At 66.4% G+C, this 17,610-nt stretch carries 16 protein-coding genes; 7 read left to right on the forward strand and 9 right to left on the reverse strand.

The window, feature by feature from the left end:
• Position 1: 1 nt before the first annotated feature.
• A complete protein-coding gene (gene aspS, locus NLI89_RS02505) occupies positions 2-1,825 on the reverse strand; it encodes an aspartate--tRNA ligase (RefSeq protein ID WP_254685568.1) in 1,824 nt (607 codons plus the stop codon).
• A gap of 171 nt (positions 1,826-1,996) precedes the next feature.
• On the opposite strand from aspS, the gene rnd reads away from it, so the two are divergent.
• Both rnd and NLI89_RS02515 read left to right on the forward strand, forming a co-directional pair.
• Positions 1,997-3,172 (forward strand): ribonuclease D, encoded by a 1,176-nt coding sequence (rnd, locus tag NLI89_RS02510; protein ID WP_254685569.1) that lies wholly within the window; start codon positions 1,997-1,999, stop codon positions 3,170-3,172.
• Complete coding sequence (locus NLI89_RS02515; RefSeq protein WP_254685570.1) at positions 3,169-3,465, forward strand: I78 family peptidase inhibitor; 297 nt, start codon at positions 3,169-3,171, stop codon at positions 3,463-3,465. The genes rnd and NLI89_RS02515 overlap by 4 nt, the downstream gene beginning before the upstream one ends.
• Before the next feature lie 131 nt (positions 3,466-3,596).
• On the opposite strand, the gene NLI89_RS02520 is transcribed toward NLI89_RS02515, so the two are convergent.
• Genes NLI89_RS02520 through NLI89_RS02535 form a run of 4 tightly spaced genes read right to left on the reverse strand, consistent with a single transcriptional unit; the run spans position 3,597 to position 9,252 of the window.
• Positions 3,597-5,108: a Ppx/GppA family phosphatase gene (locus NLI89_RS02520; RefSeq protein ID WP_254685571.1), complete on the reverse strand. Its 1,512-nt coding sequence runs from the start codon at positions 5,106-5,108 to the stop codon at positions 3,597-3,599.
• A complete protein-coding gene (locus NLI89_RS02525) occupies positions 5,105-7,270 on the reverse strand; it encodes an RNA degradosome polyphosphate kinase (RefSeq protein WP_254685572.1) in 2,166 nt (721 codons plus the stop codon). The genes NLI89_RS02520 and NLI89_RS02525 overlap by 4 nt, the downstream gene beginning before the upstream one ends.
• A 15-nt stretch (positions 7,271-7,285) precedes the next feature.
• The gene (locus NLI89_RS02530; RefSeq protein WP_254685573.1) at positions 7,286-7,930 is read right to left on the reverse strand and encodes an HdaA/DnaA family protein; all 645 of its coding nucleotides are present in this window, start codon (positions 7,928-7,930) and stop codon (positions 7,286-7,288) included.
• 11 nt (positions 7,931-7,941) lie between these two features.
• Positions 7,942-9,252 carry a heavy-metal-associated domain-containing protein gene (locus NLI89_RS02535; protein WP_302675573.1) on the reverse strand — a complete coding sequence of 437 codons (1,311 nt, stop codon included), beginning with the start codon at positions 9,250-9,252 and terminating at the stop codon, positions 7,942-7,944.
• On the opposite strand from NLI89_RS02535, the gene purM reads away from it, so the two are divergent.
• From purM to NLI89_RS02555, 4 genes are read left to right on the forward strand one after another with little or no spacing between them, the layout of a single operon-like run.
• On the forward strand, positions 9,251-10,366 hold the full coding sequence (purM, locus tag NLI89_RS02540) for a phosphoribosylformylglycinamidine cyclo-ligase (RefSeq protein ID WP_254685575.1): 1,116 nt from the start codon (positions 9,251-9,253) through the stop codon (positions 10,364-10,366). The two genes, NLI89_RS02535 and purM, sit on opposite strands and share 2 nt — an antisense overlap.
• Positions 10,359-10,931, forward strand: a complete 573-nt coding sequence (purN, locus tag NLI89_RS02545) for a phosphoribosylglycinamide formyltransferase (RefSeq protein WP_254685576.1) — start codon at positions 10,359-10,361, stop codon at positions 10,929-10,931. The genes purM and purN overlap by 8 nt, the downstream gene beginning before the upstream one ends.
• Positions 10,928-11,293, forward strand: coding sequence for an MmcQ/YjbR family DNA-binding protein (locus NLI89_RS02550; protein WP_254685577.1), 366 nt, complete (start codon positions 10,928-10,930; stop codon positions 11,291-11,293). The genes purN and NLI89_RS02550 overlap by 4 nt, the downstream gene beginning before the upstream one ends.
• Entirely contained in the window at positions 11,290-11,895 is a 606-nt protein-coding gene (locus NLI89_RS02555) for a hypothetical protein (RefSeq protein WP_254685578.1), read from the forward strand. The genes NLI89_RS02550 and NLI89_RS02555 overlap by 4 nt, the downstream gene beginning before the upstream one ends.
• Positions 11,896-12,059: 164 nt before the next feature.
• Here NLI89_RS02555 and NLI89_RS02560 read toward each other — a convergent pair whose 3' ends face one another.
• The 4 genes from NLI89_RS02560 to NLI89_RS02575 all read right to left on the reverse strand — a co-directional run bounded on the left by NLI89_RS02560 (position 12,060) and on the right by NLI89_RS02575 (position 15,125).
• Complete coding sequence (locus NLI89_RS02560) at positions 12,060-12,578, reverse strand: GNAT family N-acetyltransferase (RefSeq protein ID WP_254685579.1); 519 nt, start codon at positions 12,576-12,578, stop codon at positions 12,060-12,062.
• A complete protein-coding gene (ndk, locus tag NLI89_RS02565) occupies positions 12,578-13,000 on the reverse strand; it encodes a nucleoside-diphosphate kinase (RefSeq protein ID WP_254685580.1) in 423 nt (140 codons plus the stop codon). The genes NLI89_RS02560 and ndk overlap by 1 nt, the downstream gene beginning before the upstream one ends.
• A 94-nt stretch (positions 13,001-13,094) precedes the next feature.
• On the reverse strand, positions 13,095-13,541 hold the full coding sequence (locus tag NLI89_RS02570; RefSeq protein ID WP_254685581.1) for a DNA polymerase III subunit chi: 447 nt from the start codon (positions 13,539-13,541) through the stop codon (positions 13,095-13,097).
• A gap of 108 nt (positions 13,542-13,649) precedes the next feature.
• Positions 13,650-15,125, reverse strand: coding sequence for a leucyl aminopeptidase (locus tag NLI89_RS02575; RefSeq protein WP_254685582.1), 1,476 nt, complete (start codon positions 15,123-15,125; stop codon positions 13,650-13,652).
• 179 nt (positions 15,126-15,304) lie between these two features.
• Between NLI89_RS02575 and NLI89_RS02580 the strand changes: the two genes are divergently transcribed.
• On the forward strand, positions 15,305-17,569 hold the full coding sequence (locus NLI89_RS02580; RefSeq protein WP_439144461.1) for an LPS-assembly protein LptD: 2,265 nt from the start codon (positions 15,305-15,307) through the stop codon (positions 17,567-17,569).
• Positions 17,570-17,610 lie beyond the last annotated feature (41 nt).

Consider the following 17,610-nt stretch of genomic DNA (forward strand, 5'->3'; position numbering starts at 1 on the left):
ATCAGCCTGCGTTCGGCGCGACCGCCTTCGTCACGTCCTTCGGACCATCGACCGTCAGGCGAATGTTGAGTTCCTTCAGCTGCTTGGCGCTGACCGGGCTCGGCGCGCCCATCATCAGGTCCTCGGCCTTCTGGTTCATCGGGAACAGCACGACCTCGCGGATGTTCGGCTCGCCGGCGAGCAGCATGACCATCCGGTCGATCCCCGGTGCAGAGCCGCCATGCGGCGGCGCGCCGACCTTGAACGCGTTGATCATGCCGGCGAAGTTGGTGTCGACATCGGCCTGCGTGTAGCCGGCGATCTCGAACGCCTTGTACATGATCTCGGGCCGGTGGTTCCGGATCGCGCCCGACGACAGCTCGACGCCGTTGCAGACGATATCGTACTGATAGGCAAGGATATCGAGCGGATCCTTGGTTTCCAGCGCCTCCATCTCGCCCTGCGGCATCGAGAACGGGTTGTGGCTGAAGTCGATCTTCTTGGCGTCCTCGTCATACTCGAACATCGGGAAGTCGACGATCCAGCAGAATTCGAACCGGTTCTCGTCGATCAGGCCGAGATCGGCACCGATCCGCGCACGCGCAGCGCCTGCGAGCTTGGAGGCGGGGAGTTCCTTGCCGGCGGCGAAGAAGATGCCGTCGTTCGGGCCGAGGCCCATCTCGGCGATCAGCTTGCGGGTGGCTTCCTCGCCGTGGTTCTTGGCGATCGGGCCGCCGAGTTCGCAGTTCTTCTGCGTGATGTAGCCGAGCCCGGCATGACCCTCGGCGCGTGCCCAGTCGTTCATGTCGGTGAAGAACTTGCGGCTCTTGTCGGCGGTGTTCGGCGCGGGGATCGCGCGGACCACGTCACCGCCGGCGACGATCCCTGCGAACAGGCCGAAGCCCGAATCGACGAAGTGATGGCCGACGTCGTGGATCAGGATCGGGTTGCGCAGGTCGGGCTTGTCGCTGCCGTATTTCAGCATCGATTCGCGGTACGGGATGCGCTTGAACGGCAATGCCGAGACCTGACGGCCCTTGCCCTGCCAGTCCGCGAACTCCTCGAACACGCCGTGCAGGACGGGCTCGATCGCATTGAACACGTCGTCCTGCGTGACGAAGCTCATCTCGAAATCGAGCTGGTAGAACTCGCCGGGCGAACGATCGGCGCGGGCGTCCTCGTCGCGGAAGCACGGCGCGATCTGGAAATAGCGGTCGAAGCCGGCGACCATCAGCAGCTGCTTGAACATCTGCGGCGCCTGCGGGAGCGCATAGAACTTGCCCGGATGGACGCGGCTCGGCACCAGATAGTCGCGTGCGCCTTCTGGCGACGACGCGGTGAGGATCGGCGTCTGGAATTCGGTGAAGCCCTGCGCGTTCATGCGGTTGCGCAGCGACGTGATCACCTGGCTGCGGAGCATGATGTTGGCGTGAAGCCGCTCCCGACGCAGATCGAGGTAGCGATAGCGCAGGCGGATATCTTCGGGATATTCGGCCTCGCCCGCGACCGGCATCGGCAGCTCGCCGGCCATCGACTGGACGGTCGCGGCGGTCGCGCGGATCTCGATCCCGCCGGTCGGCAGGTTCGGGTTGACCGCTTCGGGTGCCCTTGCGGTGACCTTGCCGGTGATCGTGACGACGCTCTCGCTCTTCAGGCCCTCGATGACCTTGAAGACCGGGCCGGACACGTCGGTGACGATCTGGGTGATGCCGTAGTGATCGCGCAGATCGATGAAGACGAGGTCGCCGTGATCGCGCTTCTTGTGGACCCAGCCGGAGACACGGACCTCTTCACCGACCTGTTCGGGGCGGAGGGCGGCGCAGTTGTGGGTGCGATAGGCGTGCATGTGTCTCGTCTCTCATACGTCGTCCCAGCGGAAGCCGGGATCTCGTGCGGCAAGGGTGCGCCCTGCGACGGGAGATCCCAGCTTTCGCTGGGATGACGGGAATTGGATGCCTCGCGCTTCCCTTCCTCACCCGCCTTTGTCAAGGCGGACACGCCTCGCTATGGACGGTCCATGCATATCCACCCGCTTATCTCCGACAGTGCCACGCTCGCCAATCTGTGCGCGCGCATGGCCGACGCCGACTATGTGTGCGTCGACACCGAATTCATGCGCGAGAGCACCTATTACCCGGAACTCTGCCTGATCCAGATCGCCGACGACAAGGAAGCCGCCGCGATCGATCCGATGGCGCCGGGCATCGACCTGAAGCCGTTGCTCGACCTGCTCGTCGAGAATCACGATGTGCTGAAGGTGGTCCATGCCGGCGGTCAGGATATCGAGATCGTCTATAATTTGACCGGCAAGACGCCCTTCCCGCTGTTCGACACGCAGGTCGCGGCGATGGCGCTGGGGCAAGGCGAGCAGATCGGCTATTCGAACCTCGTCGACAGCTGGCTAGGCATCGCGGTCGACAAGGGCGCGCGGTTTACCGACTGGGCGCGGCGGCCGCTGGACGAGCGGCAGATCGAATATGCGATCGGCGACGTCACGCATCTGTCGAAGATCTTCCCGAAGATGCTGGAGCGGTTGCGCAAGACGGGGCGCGGGGTGTGGCTCGACCAGGAGATGGAGCGGCTCGGCGATATCGCGAATTACGCGAACGATCCCGATCTGGCGTGGAAGCGCGTGCGGATTTCGGGGCGCAAGCCCGAGGTGCTGGGGCGACTGAAGGCGCTGGCGCGGTGGCGTGAACTGGAGGCGCAGGCGAAGGACTTGCCGCGCGGCCGGATCGTCAAGGACGAGACGCTGGGCGACATGGCGGGGCATCCGCCGCGCAAACAGGCCGACCTAGCGCGCGTGCGTGGGTTGTCGGCGACATGGGCAGGCAACGACATCGGCGGACGGCTGATGGCCGCGATCGAGAGTGCGCAGCCGCTTGGCGAGGACGAGCTGCCGCCGCGCGACGATCGCAAGCCGGGGCTCGGCAAGGAGGGATCGCTGGTCGCGGACCTCTTGAAGCTGCTGCTCAAGATCCGCTCGCGAGACATTGATGTCGCGTCGAAATTGTTGGCGCGGACGGATGAACTCGAAGCCCTCGCGGCGGGCGTTCGCACCGGGCTGCCGATGCTGGAGGGCTGGCGGTTCGATCAGTTCGGGCGCGATGCACTCGATCTGGTCGAGGGACGACTGGCGTTTGCGGTCATTGGCGGCAAGCTGAAGATGACACGTACGGAGGATGCCGCATGAAAGTCGTTCTTGTCGCAGCCTTGCTGGCTTCGGCGGCGTGTACGCCGGTCGAGATGCGCGGTGAGTCGCCGGCCGCTCCGCCGGTTGCGGCCGCGTGCAATGCCGATTCGCTGGGTGATCTGGTCGGGAAGCGCGCGAGCGATGCCCGGGCGGACGTGATGCAGACTCGGTCGGGCTCGCGGACGCTCCGCTGGATCGCGCCGAATACGGCGGTCACGATGGATTTCCGGCCTGACCGGCTGAATGTGTACGTCGACGCGAAGGGCCGGATCGAGCGTTTTACCTGCGCTTGAGTCTGCTCGGTATCCTCCCCTTGCAGGGGAGGTGGCTGGCACTTGCCAGACGGAGGGGTGCCTCCCTCTCGATAGCGCGATACCCCTCCGTCAGTCCTGCGGACTGCCACCTCCCCTGCCAGGGGAGGAATTTAGCTGAGTGCCAACGAGGGTTTGCGACTTAACGCCGTCGCCAGCGCGGTGTGCCGACGTTCTACCGCTTCGCCGTAAAGGCCGCGATCGTCTGGGCGTAGCGTCAGGGTCAAGAACACGCCGTCGTCGGAAAGGCTGGAGCGCTTAAGCGGACCGGCCAAGCCTCCGCTCATACGCTGGCCGAGGCGCATCGCGAGTCCCCAGGCCGTTGCGCTTTTCACAGCTGCCGGCGTTGCGAGTCGCCCAACCGGATCCGCCGCCGCCAAATCTCCGCCGAGGCTCGTGTAGAGCGCTTGGGCGAGCATTCCCCGGCCCGGGGCGTCGATTGCTACCCAATTGCCGTGGAGCGCGATCTCGACGCCGCGTTCGGCGCGGAACTCGGGGTTGGCGCGCCAGCCTACGTCGGCGAGGAGGCAGGCGGTGTGGCGGATGCGCGCCAGCGCAGGCGCTTCGGTCACGAACAACGGGGCGATCCAGCGGTCGAGCAGGTCGCCATGCTCGGGAAAGCGACCCAGGAGACGCCCTTCTTCACGGGCGGCGACGATCAGCGGGTCGAGTACGCGGGTCTTGGGCTCCAAGTCGCCGTAGAGCAGCCCTTCGCGCAGGCCGTATGCCGATACCACTGTCGTCTTGCTGCCGAGCTGGCGCATCAGCACACCGAGCAGCGCGGCGGCGTCGGCCAGCGTGGACGTACGGCCGGACGAAAGACCGGGGATTGCCTTCAGGCGCGGCTTCGAGAGCTGCGGAATCGTGCGGCTGAGCCGGGTGATCGTCGCGGCGGTCATCGGATACTGGTGGATGATCGGCAGCGGATAGTCCGACAGCTCCATGTCCAGACGCGCCAGCGCGCGCCACGATCCACCGACGAGATACAGCGGAAGTCCCTGCCCCTTCGCCGTCCAGCCAGCCTCGCGAACCAGCCGCGCGACGTAGCGTTCGAGCACCTTGCCACGCTTTGCGCGAAGCGGGCCGATACGGAGGACACCGAGCGGGAACGAGACGCGGTCCTCAATCCTGCCGCGGCGGACGCGGACGAGTTCCAGGCTGCCACCGCCAAGATCGCCGACGATGCCGTCCGCATCGGGGATCGCCGATAGGACGCCGTAGCCGGCGGCGCTGGCCTCCTGTTCGCCCGAGAGCGTCTCGACCTTGAGTCCTAGTTGTTCAGCTGTAGCAATGAGTTCGCCGCCGTTCTTCGCATCACGTACCGCTGCCGTCGCGACCGTGCGGAGCGTGGAGCATTCCATTTCCTTGGCCACGGCGGCGAACCGCGCGAGGGCGACGCGCGCCGTCTTCAGCGCCGACTTCTCGATCGCGCCCGTCGCCGCGAGCCCGCGTCCGAGCCCGGCCAGAACCTTCTCGTTGAACCGGATCGCGGGCAGGCGTGGCGGGCCCTGATACACGACCAGGCGGATCGAGTTCGAGCCGATGTCGATGATCCCCGTACGCGGGTGATCGTCGGTTTCGGCCTTGGGCGTGGAATTACCGAACAGGATATTCGTGACGCTCATCGTTTTCGCCGAAGCGACAGAGTCGGCACGGCATTGCTGGTCGCGAGCGAGGCGCCACGGCCGGAAAGCGACGGATTGGTCATGAAATACCGATGCAGGTTGAACGGGCGGTCGCCGGGATCGACGCGGCTATATTCGCCGTCGGGGCCTAGCTCCCAACTCTGCTCGTTGTCGATCAGGTTCGCGACCATGACCTGATCGAGGATCTGGTCGTGGACGGTGGGGTTGAGGATCGGCAGCATATATTCGACGCGGCGGTCGAAGTTGCGCGGCATCCAGTCGGCCGACGAGATGAAGAGTTTGGCGCCGTCATTGGGGAGCGCCTTGCCGCTCCCGAACGCCCAGATCCGGCTGTGCTCCAGGAACCGGCCGATTACCGACTTCACGCGGATCGTCTCGGACAGGCCGGGTACACCGGGGCGCAGGCAGCAGATGCCGCGGATGATGAGGTCGATCTCGACCCCTGCCCCGCTTGCCTCGTAGAGCTTCTCGATCACCGCGGGGTCGACCAGCGAGTTCATCTTCGCCCAGACGCCCGCCTGTTTGCCGGCGCGCGCGTTGGCGATCTCGACGTCGATCAGGTTCATCAAATTCTGGCGCAGATCGCGCGGGCTGAGACTGACCTTCGCCATGTCGGTCGGCTCGACATAACCGGTGATGTAGTTGAACATCTGCGCCGCATCGCGCCCGACCGCGGCGTCGGCGGTGAAGAAGCTCAGGTCGGTGTAGATCTTGGCGGTGACCGGGTGGTAATTGCCGGTGCCGAAATGGCAGTAGGTGCGGAACGCCTGCCCTTCGCGGCGGACGACCAGCGATACCTTGGCGTGCGTCTTCCAGTCGATGAAACCGTAGACGACCTGCACGCCTGCGCGCTCCAGTGCGGAGGCCCAGACCATGTTCTGCTCTTCGTCGAACCGCGCCTTCAACTCGACCACCGCGGTGACCGACTTGCCCGCCTCCGCGGCGGCGATCAGCGCGTTGATGACCGCGGGCTGCTTGCCGGCGCGGTAGAGCGTCTGCTTGATCGCGACGACGTCGGGGTCGTTCGCCGCCTGTTTCAGGAAGGCGAGCACCACTTCGAACGTCTCGTACGGGTGGTGGACGACGATATCCTTGGCCTTGATCGCCGCGAAGCAGTCGCCGCCGAATTCGCGGATGCGTTCGGGGAAGCGCGGCGTGAAGGGCGGGAACTTCAGGTCGGGGCGATCCTCGTCGACCAGGCCGTCGAGGTCGACGATGCCGAGCAGGTTGCCGCTCTCGGTGATGATCGCATCCGCGCCGCCGAGTTCGTCCTTGAGGACCGCGGCGAGCACGTCGGGGATACCGGTTTCGAGTTCCAGACGGATCACGCGGCCGCGGCGGCGGCGCTTGATCGCGTTGGCGAAGTAGCGGACGAGGTCCTCCGCCTCCTCCTCGATCTCCATGTCGCTGTCGCGCAGCACGCGGAAGCTGGCGGCGGCGAGGACTTCGTAGCCGGGGAAAAGGACCGGCGCGAACCGCTTCAGGATCGATTCGATCGAGATGTAGCGCGCGGGTTCGCCGGGGAGGCGGACGAAGCGCGTCATCGTGTGTGGGAGCATGACCAGTTCGCGGACCGGCTCGTTGTCGGAACGGCGGACGAGGTCGAAGATCACCGACAGGCCGCGGTTCGGGATGAACGGGAACGGATGCGCCGGATCGAGCGCCTGCGGGGTCAGGATCGGGAAGATCTGATCGCGGAAATGCGTTTCGAGCCACTCGTCGGCCTCGCCCTCGACCGCATCGCGCCGCAGGACGAACAAGCCGGCCTCGTCGAGCAGCACGCGCAGGTCGCCCCACACCGCCTGCTGGCTCGCCATCAGTTCGTCCGCCTCGCGGACGATCGCGGTCAGCTGCTGGCCCGCGGTGAGCCCGTCGGCCGAGCGCCGGTCGACGTCCTGCGTCTGCTGCCCCTTCAGGCCGGCGACGCGGACCATGAAGAACTCGTCGAGGTTCGAGCCCGAGATCGACAGGAAGCGGAGCCGCTCCAGCAGCGGATGCGCAGGATTGCACGCCTCCTCCAGCACGCGGCGGTTGAACGCCAGCCAGGAGAGTTCGCGGTTGAAGAACCGGTCGTTCGGCTCTGCGCCGATGGGATCGTCGTCGTCTTCCGCTTGGCGGACGATATGCGCTGGACGGTTCATCGGTCCTCTTGGGGTCTATGGTGACGTGAAGAGCGGCAGATCCAGGGCGAGCTGTGGCCGGAGGATCAGCCCGGCCTCGGTGAGTGTGGTTCGTGCCAGAGGAATGGACAAGCGCTTGCGACGTTCCATCGCCTCCTGATCGAGCGCATCGACGGTTCGCGTTACGGTAATATGACTGCGCTCGATTCTGGTCGCGAGCCAGTCGATCAGATCGGGTCGCGCGTCGAGGCTGCGCCGCTCGAACAGATGCGCGAGCAGGAGCCGCATGAGTTCGTCGTCGGGCGCACCGATCGCCGCGATCGGGCTGGCCGCGAGACGCGAGCGGAGATCGGGGAGCTTCACCTTCCATTCGGGCGGCGCGGCGTCGGCGACGATCAGCAACGGCTTGTGCTCCTCCTGCGCGCGGTTCCAGGCGTGAAAAAGCTGCGCCTCGGGCACGCGCTCGGCATCGTCGATGATCGTCCCGCCGCTCTTCGCCGCGAAGATCCGCGCGAGCAGGCTGCGGCCCGATTTGCGCGGGCCGGTGAGGATGGCGGTCATGACGGGCCAGGTCGCCCAGTGCTCCAGCGTATGGACGGCCCGCGAGTTGGAGGGGGTAACCAGGAAGGCGTCGTCGCGAGGGTCCGCCGGCCACCCGAGTGGCAGCGCGATTTGAGTCATCTTGGTCGCGCTCACCCTGTCGTCACGGCATCCGCGGGAAGGTCCGGCGGAAGAAGTTGGGAAACCCGGCGGATGCGGATCGTCTGGCCGGAACCGAAAACCTGGTAGCCGCGCGCTTCGAGCGCGGTCTTGAGAGCCGCCGGATCGCCATCATAAGCGACGCGCATCAGCGAGACCCCGCCGAGCGCGAGGCTGGTCGTGGCCGCCGAACGGACGCCCGGGATCGCGCGGAGGGCGGCTTCGGTCGACGATACGGCCGTGGCTGCGGGCGTGTCGAACTGTACGACGATCGAGATCCCCTCGCCGCCGGTCAGCACTGCAATGTTGGCATCGGCGGTTTCGTCGGTCGGCAGGTCGTCGATCACCGCGGCTTCGGGCGTTGGCGGCGGCGACAGGCTATAGTCGACACGGAGCGAGCCGTTGCGGCGCGCCTGCTGGTACAGGTCGTCGATCCGCTTGACGCCGGTATCGAGCAGTTGCGGCAGGCCGTCGGACGTTCCGACACGGAGCGTGAAGCGACCGATCAGGACGTTGTCGGGACCGTGGCGTGCTTCGAACACGCCGATCACCGGGCCACCGGGCCATTGGCGATAGATCTTCACGACCGGGGACAGCACGTCGCTCGCGCCATATTGGTCGAGAATCGTCCGCCACCAGCCTCGGCCGGGACGCTGCGTCTGGCCGACGTTGAGTAGGAGCGCGTCGGGGCCGGAACCGGACGGGCGAACATAGTCGATGCTGCTGTTGCCGGTGCGATAGCGCGCCCAGGCCTGCTGCCACTGCGTGCTCTGCTCGAACGATTGGCCGACGCCGCCCGAATATTGGATCGGGATGGTTAGCATCGGCTGCGAGCGGTCGGCATAGGTGGAGATGCCGAGGACGGAGCCCGCGCGGGTGCGGTTGAACAGCACACCGAGCTTGGCGATGTAGCGCTGCGGTCCAATCTGTTCGTTCTCGACGACGATTCCCGAAACCAGCGAATCGAGCGTGCCGTCGGAGACGAGGCCGCCACCACCGCCGAGCCGGTTCGACAATTGCACCCAGGCTTTGCGCTGGGCGAGCCGCCAGCCGCTGTAGCGTGCGGCGTCGGCGGTCTTGCCGGCGACGTCGACGGTGACGCCGCTGACCTCGTAGGCGCTGCCGCTGTCGACCGGGGCTGCGCCTCGGCTGCCGCCCTCGATCTGCGCGAGCACGGCTCCGCCGCTGAGCAGCAAAGCGGCGCCGGCAAGCGCGGTGGGGAGGGTACGGATACGCGTCACGCGGGCCTTTTGGCGAAGCAGACGTGGAAATCCAAGCGCGATGTGGCTAGCAGCACCGATCATGACCGATACGCCAGACTCCGCCGCTCCCGCTTCGGGCCCCTACACCTACGCTCAGGCGGGCGTTTCGATCGCCGCGGGCAACGCGCTGGTGCGCGCGATCGCCCCGCTCGCGCGCTCGACGCGGCGGCCGGGTGCGGACGCGGATCTTGGCGGCTTCGGGGGCATGTTCGACCTGAAGGCGGCGGGGTTCGTCGATCCTCTGCTGGTCGCCGCGAACGATGGCGTCGGCACCAAGCTGAAGCTCGCGATCGAATGGGATCGGCATGAGGGTGTCGGCGTCGACCTCGTCGCGATGTGCGTCAACGACCTGATCGTACAGGGCGCCGAGCCGCTGTTCTTCCTCGATTATTATGCGAGCGGGAAGCTAGATGCGGCGGTTGCCGAGCGTGTCGTCGCTTCGATCGCGGAGGGCTGCAAGACCGCGGGCTGCGCGTTGATCGGTGGCGAGACCGCCGAGATGCCGGGCATGTATGCAGATGGCGATTACGATCTCGCGGGTTTCTGCGTCGGTGCTGTCGAGCGGACCAAAATGCTCACCGGGCGCGAGATTGCTTCGGGCGATGTGATGCTCGGGCTGGCGTCGTCGGGGGTCCATTCGAACGGGTTCTCGCTGGTTCGCCGGCTGGCGACGGATCGTGGGTGGAAGCTCGATCGGCCTGCGCTGTTCGACCAGGACAAGTTGCTGATCGATCACCTGATGGCGCCGACTCGCATCTATGTCGCGAGCCTGTTGCCGTTGCTGCGCGAACGGCGGATCAAGGGGCTGGCACATATCACCGGCGGCGGCCTGCTCGAGAACATCCCGCGCGTGTTGCCGGACGGTGTGCATGCGGTGGTCGATGCCGATGCGTGGGAGCAGTCGCGGTTGATGGCGTTCCTTCAGGCGCAGGGCGCGATCGAGCCGGAAGAAATGGCGCGGACGTTCAACTGCGGGATCGGCATGGTCGTGATCGTCGGCGCCGACGAGGCCGAGGCGGTGACCGCGGCGCTTCAGGCGGCGGACGAGACGGTGTTCACGATCGGACGGATCGAGACCGGGGCGCATGGCTGCACGGTTCGCGGGTCGACGGGTACGTGGAGTGCGCGCGAGGACTGGACCGCGACGCATGGCTGAGAAGACGCGGGTCGGTGTGCTGATCTCGGGGCGCGGGTCGAACATGATGGCGCTGGTGGGTGCGTCGCGCGCAGCTGACTGTCCGTATGAGATCGCGTTGGTGGCTTCGGACAAGCCGGATGCGGCCGGGCTCGAATGGGCGCGGTCGCAGGGTCTGGCGACGTTTGCGATCTCGCCCAAGGGTTTGGGCAAGCCGGCCTATGAGGCGGCTATCGATGCGGCGTTGCGCGAGGCCGGCGTCGAGATCGTCGCGCTGGCGGGCTATATGCGGTTGCTGTCGGACGGATTCGTCGCGGCGTGGCGTGACCGGATCGTCAACATCCACCCGTCGCTGCTGCCCAAGTACAAGGGGCTCAACACGCACGCGCGGGCGATCGCGGCGGGCGATGCGGTCGGCGGGTGCTCGGTGCATGTCGTGACCGAAGAGCTGGATGGCGGCGTTGTGCTGAGGCAGGCCGAGGTGCCGATCCTTGCCGGCGACGATGCGGATGCGCTCGCGGGGCGCGTGCTGGCGGCGGAACATGCTTTGTACCCGAAGACCTTGGCGGAGTTCGTGACGCGATGACCGACTTGTCCCCCCTCGACCGCGTTCGTGCGGCGGCGCTGGCGTTGCCCGAGACCGAGGAGACGGTGTCGCATGGCCAGCCGACATTCTTCGTCGCGGGCAAGCAGTTCGCGCAATTTCGGGCGGATCATCATGGTGATGGGCTGACCATGGTGTGCGTGAAGACGGGCGGTAACGACGAGCAGGCGATGCTGATCGAGGCGAACCCGGGCGTGTATTCGCGGCCTTCGTATCTTGGCGCGACCGGGTGGGTCGGCGTGAACCTTGCGGGCGATCCGGATTGGGCGCTGGTCGAGGACCGGATCGCGCGCAGTTGGGAACTGGCGGCCCCTGCCCGCCTGCTGGAGGCCGGTGGGCGATGAGCGGCGAGACCCCGACCGAACGGCGTGAGGCTGCTGCGACGCGGCGGCGCTGGGTCACGCTGGCGGAAGTCGTGGCGGTTGCGGGCGTGCTGATCGCCGCGCTGACGTTGTGGACCAACTGGTCGGATCACCGTGCGAACGAGGCGGACAAGCTTGCCGCGCAGTCGAATGCGGCGCGCGAGCGGACGAAGATCGATCTTTCGGCGATCGTGCAGGATGGCGGCGACACGCTGTTGCTGAAGGATGCGCGCCATGATCTCCAGGATGTGACGATCACCTTCCCGCGGGCGCTGGGCGTATCGCCGCAGCGCCCGCCGGCTGAACCGATCATCGATGGGTCGTGGTTCTCGGCGCCGTTGCTTAAGCTGACCGATGGCGGATCGGACGATCGTGCGGGGCGGCTGCCGGTGCTGGTGAGCGTGCAGTATTTCGACGGCGACCGGACGCGCTCGGCGATCGGAATCTACGATGTGATCTGGAAGACCGAGGGGCGGATGCTGCGGGGGCGCGCGTTGAAGCTCGAGGGCTTGCGGGTGCGGCAGCGTGGCGGGGACCAGGCGCGGCTCGATGCGATCTGGGCGGAAGAGAAGCCTACGGCTTGACCACCACCCCGGCGAAGGCCGGGGCCCAATCGGGGAACGTTGCCAACGAGGTGCAGCGCGTCGTTTACCATGGCCTTGCCACTCGGGCCCCGGCCTTCGCCGGGGTGGTGGTTTTTTGGCGTGGGTGCACGCTCTCTTGATATGCTCACCTCCCCCCGGTTTCCTCACACCGCCCGGGCGTAGACCGGGTCTTCGTGGAGGGTGGTGCCGACTGTGAACTGGCGGGCGCCGATTACCTTGAAGCCCTGGCGTTCGTAGAAGGCTCGGGCGCGGATGTTCTGGTCCCATACGCCTAGCAGGACGCGGGTTCGCTCGTGAGCGGCGGCGTCTTCCAGGGCGCGGGTCATCAGCGCGGCGCCCAGGCCTGTGCCTTGGGCGTATTTCATCAGGTAGATGCGGCGGAGTTCGATATCCGCTGGGCCGGGTTCGATCGGGAAGTCTGGCGCGGTCAAAACCGTGTAGCCGATCGGCGCGTGGCCGGGTTCGTGCTCGGCGAGAGTCACGATCGTCGCGGGGTCGGCCAGCCACGTCTCGAACGTGGCGATGCTGTTCTTCGTCGTGCAGTGGGCGACGATATCCGCCCCGGACAGCACGGTCGCATAGGTATCGAGGAACGTGGCGGATGCTACGAGCGACAGCGCGGGCGCATCGCCCGGCCGTGCCCGTCGCAGCCGCCAGGTCATCAGCCGACGATTTCTTCGGGCTTGAAGAAATAGGCGATCTCGATTGCGGCGTTCTCGTCCGAATCGGACCCATGCACCGAGTTGGCTTCGATCGACTCGGCGAGTTCCTTGCGGATCGTGCCGGGCTCTGCGTTGGCGGGGTTGGTGGCGCCCATGATGTCGCGGTTGCGCTGCATCGCGTTCTCACCTTCGAGAACCTGGACGACGACCGGGCCGGAGATCATGAACGAGACGAGCTCGCCGAAGAACGGACGCTCCTTGTGGACCGCGTAGAAGCCCTCGGCCTGCTCGCGGGTCATCTGGATGCGCTTCGAAGCGACGACGCGCAGGCCGGCTTCCTCGAGCATCTTGGTGACCGCACCGGTCAGGTTGCGGCGGGTTGCGTCGGGCTTGATGATCGAAAAGGTACGGTTCGCGGCCATGATGGTCACGGGCTCCTGTGATAAAGCTTGGGAAAAGTGGCGCTGCCCTAGAGCCGGGGCGGCCCGAATGCAACTAGGCGGCCTGTTCCCCTGATCACGCTGCCTGTTCCCAACGGCCGGAGTCGTTCTGCTTCCAGTAGCGGCGTTCGACGCCGTCGCGGTCGGCGAGCGCCTTCCAGGCGAGGCGCGCCTCGCGGATGGCTTCGTCGTCGAAGATGTGGAAGGCACGGTCGAAGGTTAGGATAAGGTCACGCCAACGACCGTCTACCACCGCGACGTTGCGGGCGGCGTTGGCGGGGGGGGCTTCTTGGATGTCTTTAGCAATTAGAATGGTTTGCGCCGCGTCGTCGGTGCTGCCGGCCTGGGCGTGGGGGAGGAAGCTCTCCGGGGCGTAGGACCAGAGCAGCCGGTCGAGGGCGGTGCGCTGCTCCTCGGGTTCGGCGACGATGAGGAGGCGGCCGCCGGTCTGGACGACGCGCTCGGCGATGCGCGGGAGGACGCGGTCGAGGGGGCTGGTTAGGTGGTAGAAATCGACCTGCATTGTTTACTCCCGCTGTTCCCCCGCGAAGGCGGGGGTCCAGGGTCACGATCGGTGTCGGTACTTAGCTGGGCCCCCGCGTCCGCGGGGGAACAGTTCTACTCTCGGAGCTTACCCCTCGAAATTGTCGCCGACGAACTGGTCGAGCAGGCGGACGCCGTAGCCGGTTGCGCCCTTGTCGTGGTTGGTGCCGGGCTTGTCGGACCAGACCATGCCGGCGATGTCGAGATGCGCCCATTTCACGCCCTCGTCGACGAAGCGCTTGATGAACTGCGCCGCGGTGATCGAGCCGGCCCCGCGCGGCCCCACGTTCTTCATATCGGCGATCGGCGAATCGATCAGCTTGTCGTAAGCGGGCGACAACGGGAAGCGCCAGAGCGTGTCGCCGGTGGTCTTGCCCGCCGCGATCAGCTGATCGGCGAGCGCGTCGTCATTGGCGAAGATGCCGCCATTCTCGGTGCCGAGCGCGACGATCATCGCCCCCGTGAGCGTCGCGAGATCGACGATCGTGGTCGGCTTGTGCGCCTGCTGTACCCAGGTGACGCAATCGCAGAGCACGAGGCGCCCCTCGGCGTCGGTGTTGAGCACTTCGATCGTCTGGCCCGACATCGAGGTGATGACGTCGCTCGGGCGCAGCGCGGCGCCGTCGGGCATGTTCTCGACCAGGCCCATCACGCCGACGACGTTCGCCTTGGCCTTGCGGCTGGCCAGCGCCTTCATCGCGCCGGCGACGGCCCCTGCCCCGCCCATGTCCCACTTCATGTCTTCCATGCCCGCACCGGGCTTGATCGAGATACCGCCCGAGTCGAACGTCACGCCCTTGCCGACGAACGCGAGGGTGGGCGCATCAGCCCCTGCCCCGTTCCACTTCAGCGCGAGGATGCGGGCTTCACGCCGCGACCCCTGGCTGACGCCGAGCAGCGAGCCCATGCCGAGCTCGGTCATCTGTGCCTCGTCGAGAACGGTGATCTCGAGCCCGAGGCCCTCGACGTCCTTCGTCACCTTCTCGACGAAGCTTTCGGGATAGACGACGTTCGGTGGCGACGTCACGAGCCAGCGGGTCAGGTCGAGACCGCCGGTGACCGCGGACTGCTCCGCCCAAGCAGCGTCGGTGCCGTCGGGCGCGCCCGCGATGGTGATCTCAGTCAGCGTCGGCTTCGACTTCTCGGCGAGCTTGGTGCGGTACGTGTCGTAGCGCCATGCGCGCTGGGCGGCGGCGGCGGCGAAGTGTGCAGCGGCCTTCGGGGTCGGCGTGGCACCGGCGGCGAGGTCGGCGACCACCGACGTCGCACCCGAGGTCAGCAGGCGTGCGGTGATCGCGCCGCCCGCCTTCTCCCAATCGGCGTTCTCGCCCGTGCCGACGCCGACGAGCAGGACCTGATGCACTGCGCCGTCGACGGGCACGAACAGCTCGACGACCGAACCGGCCTCGCCTGCGAACCGTGCCGCGCTCGCCGCGCTGGTCGCCACCGCTTCGACATCGCCGCCGATCGCGCTCCAATTGACCTTCGCCACGCCGTCCTTCGCAACGGGGACGGCCAGGATCGGGGCGTTGGCGGGAACGGTCGGGGCGAAGACGATCTGCATGAAGAAACCTCGGGAAGCTTTTGAACGGATGTGCGTACCCCATAAGTTGATGCCGCGGGTCCGGCAAAGCAAGGTGGAGCCCCTCAACGCACGGCGATTGCAGCGAAGCCCCGGTGGTGCGATAGGCGGGCGATATGGCGGCAAACGGCTGCCCAGTGCCAAAGGGGTTGGTTCGGATCGTGTTGCGTATCGACCTTTTGACGGGTTGTGCCGTTTCGCTCGCGTTGGCGTGCGGACTGGCAAGCTCGCCCGTGCAGGCTCAGGATTTCCAGAACCGTCCGGTCCCGCCGCCGGTGCAGGACCCGCCGGTCGCCAACGCGTCGACGGCGACGCCGGCCGAGGCCCAGGTGCAGTTCAGCTCCACGGCGCTGGAGTACAACACCAACACGGACATCGTCACGGCGACCGGTGAAGTCCGGATGTTCCGCCAGGGCAGTCGCCTGCGCGCCGACAAGGTCGTCTGGAACCGCAAGACCGGCAAGGTCGTCGCGACCGGCAACATCGCGGTCACCAATCCCGAAGGCGACATCGCGTACGGCGACGAGATCAACCTGACCGATTCGCTGAAGGATGGCGTGGTCGACAACATGCTCGTCGTGCTCGAACAGGGCGGGCGCCTCGCCGCCGAGCAGGGCACGCGCGACGCCGACGGCACGGTCAATTTGAAGACGGCGGCCTACACGCCGTGCGGCGTCACCAATTCCGTCGGTTGTCCGAAGGAACCGACGTGGAAGATCACCGCGGTCCGCGTCACATATCGCCCAGAACGGAAGCGCATCTTTTACAAGGGCGCGCGCCTGCACCTGTTCGGCCTGCCGAGCCTGCCGCTACCCGAATTCTCCAACCCGGTCGGCGGCGGGAGCGACAGTGGGCTGCTCTCGCCGAACGGCGGATACAGCCGCGTCAACGGCATCGAAGTCAGCGTTCCCTATTACTGGAAGCTTGCCCCCAACCAGGGGCTGGTCATCACCCCGCATATCTACAGCAGTGTGCTGCCGATGGCGCAGGTCGATTATTCCGCGCTCAATTCGAAGGGTGCGTTCAAAGTGCGTGCCTATGCGACCGAAAGCCGCCGCAGCGACGACCTGAACACCGCAAACTCGACCGATACGAGCATGGCGTTTCGCGGCTATATCGACGGCATGGTGCGGTATCAGCTGTCGCCGAACTGGACGGCGAGCGGGTCGCTGCGCCTGACCACCGACCGGACGTTCCTGCGCCGCTACGACATCTCGCGCGACGATCGCCTGCGCACCACGGCGAGCCTGGAGCGGATCGACGACAGCAGCTATTTCTCGCTGAGCGGCTGGTATGCGCAGACATTGCGGGTCAACGACAGGCAGGGGGATCAGCCGATCGCGCTGCCCGAGATCGACTATCGCAAGCGGTTCAACGATGGACTGGTCGGCGGTCGGTTCCAGCTCCAGTTGAACACGCTCGCGTTGACCCGCACCGATGGCCAGGACACGCAGCGCGCATTCGCCAGCCTCCAGTGGGACCTGCGTCGCTTCACCAACTGGGGCCAGGAGGTCACGTTCACGGCGTTCGCGCGGGGTGATCTGTATAATACCAGCGACAACGAATTGACGATCCCCACCTATCGCGGGCTCGAAGGCTTCCATCAGCGTGTTATCGGGGCGGCTGCGGTGGACGTGAAATGGCCGTTCATCGGTACGTTCCTCGGCGGCACGCAGCGGTTTACCCCACGAGTCCAGTTCGTCGCGGCCCCCAAGGTCGCGAACATCACCCTGCCGAACGAGGATTCGCGCGCCGTTGACCTGGACGACACCAACCTGTTCTCGCTGAACCGGTTCGCGGGCTATGACCGGTTCGAGGATTCGTCGCGCGTCACCTATGGTGGCGAATGGGCGCTCGACCTGCCCGGCATCAGCTTCACCACCAATGTCGGCCAGAGCTATCGGCTGGACCTGCGCCCCACCATCCTGCCGGACGGCACCGGCCTCAGCGATCGGTTCTCCGACATCGTCGGGCGCAGCGAGCTTCGGTTCCGCGACTTCGTCTCGATCGTCCATCGTTACCGACTCGACAAGGACGGCTTTGCGATCCGCCGCAACGAAGTCGACGCGACGATCGGCTCGCGGGCGACCTATGTGCTGGTCGGCTATCTGAAGCTCAACCGCAACATCGACGCCTCGATCGAGGATCTGCGTGACCGCGAGGAGGCTCGCGTCGCGGGCCGCGTCCAGTTCGCGCGGTTCTGGTCCGCGTTCGGCTCGGGCGTGATCGATCTTACCAACGCATCGGAGGACCCGCTGTCCCGCAGCGACGGCTTCACGCCGATCCGCCACCGCATCGGCATCCAGTATGAGGACGACTGCCTGCGTCTCGGCGGGACCTGGCGGCGGACCTACAACGACACCGGCGACGCGCGTAAGGGCAACAGCTTCCTGTTGACGCTGGCCTTCACCAACCTCGGCCGCTAAGCCCGCGTTCAGCTACTTTGGGGCAAATCGCGCCGGATATG

Source organism: Sphingomonas faeni (genome assembly GCF_024273235.1).
GTDB lineage: Bacteria > Pseudomonadota > Alphaproteobacteria > Sphingomonadales > Sphingomonadaceae > Sphingomonas > Sphingomonas faeni_A.